The 1,389-nt window shown below is 43.5% G+C and carries 2 protein-coding genes and 2 pseudogenes; 3 read left to right on the top strand and 1 reads right to left on the bottom strand.

Annotation, left to right across the window (positions count from 1 at the left end; all coding sequences use genetic code 11):
• A pseudogene (locus tag FTV52_RS14800) lies at positions 1 to 127 on the bottom strand (RNA-guided endonuclease TnpB family protein); the annotation flags it as partial.
• Between the two features lie 86 nt (positions 128 to 213).
• Here FTV52_RS14800 and FTV52_RS14505 point away from each other — a divergent pair.
• From FTV52_RS14505 to FTV52_RS14495, 3 genes and pseudogenes are all read left to right on the top strand, one after another.
• Complete coding sequence (locus FTV52_RS14505) at positions 214 to 597, top strand: transposase (protein ID WP_179991043.1); 384 nt, start codon at positions 214 to 216, stop codon at positions 595 to 597.
• Positions 594 to 929, top strand: coding sequence for an IS66 family insertion sequence element accessory protein TnpB (tnpB, locus tag FTV52_RS14500; protein WP_077164742.1), 336 nt, complete (start codon positions 594 to 596; stop codon positions 927 to 929). Before FTV52_RS14505 ends, tnpB begins: the two co-directional genes overlap by 4 nt.
• Before the next feature lie 74 nt (positions 930 to 1,003).
• Positions 1,004 to 1,389 (top strand): annotated as a pseudogene (locus FTV52_RS14495) (IS66 family transposase); the annotation flags it as partial.

Genomic DNA, 1,389 nt, shown 5'->3' with positions numbered 1-1,389 from the left:
CATATTTTCGATAGAATTTTGGATTTGAAATTACAGTGCCATCAGAACAGGTGGCAATATCTTTTAAGCCTAGATCAATACCAATCGATTTGGTTGCTGTCGATTTATCTTGCTTAGGCGATTCAACGTAAGCGTCCGCTGAACACACCTTCTGAATTCATCCTATAAGCCTTAATTTAGTCCCCACTTAGAAACAAGTGGGGACTAAAATTTATGACTACAAATAACCAGACATCCATCGCATCTCTTGCGAAAAAACGAAGAACATACAGTGCTGAATTTAAACAGCAGATCGTTCAGGCTTGTAAAGCACCGGACGTTTCAATTGCTTCAGTCGCTTTGCAACATGGATTGAATACAAATCTTGTATCCAAATGGATTCGCTTAATTGATGGTAAGCCAGGGAGTGATCGCTCACCACTACCGAATAAACCTGCATTTATTGCCTTATCTTGCTCTGCACCATTAGATCCTACTCCTACTGACATGTTAACGGTTCAAATTACTTTACCCCACTCAAAAGCAGAAATTGGCTTGAAATGGCAAGTATCGAAAATATCTGCTTTAGCAGAATTACTCAAGGTACTTGCAACATGATCCGCATTGATGAAATCTGGCTCTCCACCCAACCTCTGGATATGCGAGCAGGGATGGATACGGTCATGGCGCAGATTATGAAAGCCTTTGGCTCAATCAAACCGCATTGCGCCTACCTGTTCTGTAATAAACGTGGCCATCGTATGAAAGTGCTGGTACATGATGGACTGGGCATCTGGCTGTGTGCCCGGCGGCTGGAACAGGGCAAATTCCACTGGGCTCAAGTTCACCAAGGCGAAACCGTGGCCCTCAGCCCGGAACAGTTACAGGCACTGATCCAAGGTTTGCCCTGGCAGCGCATTGGACGACAGCAGGTGGTGACGATGCTTTAAACCAGGCTGTTCCATTCTGCTATTCTCCAAACGTTCTATTTCATTCTTCTCATGACCTCAGGCATACTGCGGTCATGAATACGCTGCCTGACTTAAGCCAACTGACCCATGAACAACTGCTGGAATTCACCAGACAGTTGGCAATGCAGCATCAACAACTCGCAGAAGATAAACAACAATTAGATGTTCAAGTTCAACATCTGGAAGTATCAAATCAACAATTAGATGCCAAAGTTCAACATCTTGAAGTCACCAATCAGCAATTAGATTCTAAAGTTCAACATCTTTCCATTCTCAATCAAAAATACGAGCATGAACTGGCGCTGTTTAAAAAGCACAAATTCGGCAGTAAAAACGAACATCTCACTGCAAAACAAATCCACCTGTGGGATGAAGCGGTTGAAGAAGATATTGCCGCGGTTGATCTAGAACTGGAACGGCTAAATGCAGATAAAACCGA

Source organism: Acinetobacter sp. YH1901141 (assembly GCF_013416935.1).
In the GTDB taxonomy this organism is placed as follows: Bacteria; Pseudomonadota; Gammaproteobacteria; order Pseudomonadales; family Moraxellaceae; genus Acinetobacter; species Acinetobacter towneri.
The sequence above is the reverse complement of the archived record's forward strand: the minus strand, read 5'-3'. Positions and strand labels throughout refer to the sequence as shown.